Annotated in this window: 1 protein-coding gene; it reads right to left on the bottom strand. The window is 55.8% G+C overall.

Annotated elements, in window-relative coordinates; translation table 11 throughout:
• Positions 1-9 precede the first annotated feature (9 nt).
• On the bottom strand, positions 10-608 hold a 599-nt coding region (locus tag ACTHUM_RS17600), incomplete at its 5' end, for a type III pantothenate kinase (RefSeq protein ID WP_440403635.1).

Here is a 608-nt window from a genome sequence, read left to right as displayed (position 1 = left end):
TTTTCCTTTTTATTGTCCGTTGCGATGGGCAATCCAATGCAAGAGCCCGTGAATCACGAGATTATCGACGATTTTCACTTGATTGTCATGAACGAAGGACTCCGGCAGCGCCTGCACGACTCTAGCCGCGCCGCCGCCGGTGATAATGATATCGACCGGCTTGCCCCCGCCCGTTTTGTCTTTCAGACGGCCATGCATCATCATCAACGCGCCACAAACGGCATCCATCATGCCGCTGGCAATGGCGTTCGGCGTTGTGGTTGGGAACGGATATACCTTGCCGATTGGACGGTTGAGGTTGGCGGTCTTGAGCGCCATCGCCTCTTTCATTAAGTGGAAACCGGGCATGATGGTGCCGCCGAGATAATGATTGTCTTCCGTCAGCGCGTCGGTGGTTACGGCGGTACCGCAGCTGACGACGACGCAGGCGTTTTGCGTAAAGCGGCGGCTGCCCAGCGCATTAAACCAACGGTCGGAGCCATGTTCTTCAGGACGGCGGTAATGGTTGCGGATACCCAAAGCCTGTGGCATGGAAGACAACCATTCGACCGGACGGGTCAATTGTTCTTCAACCATCGCTTTTTTTACCGAACCGCACACGGCGCAAC

The organism is Neisseria sp. P0021.S006 (assembly GCF_051956895.1).
Note: the sequence above shows the minus strand (reverse complement) of the source record. Positions and strands in the feature narration are given on the sequence as shown.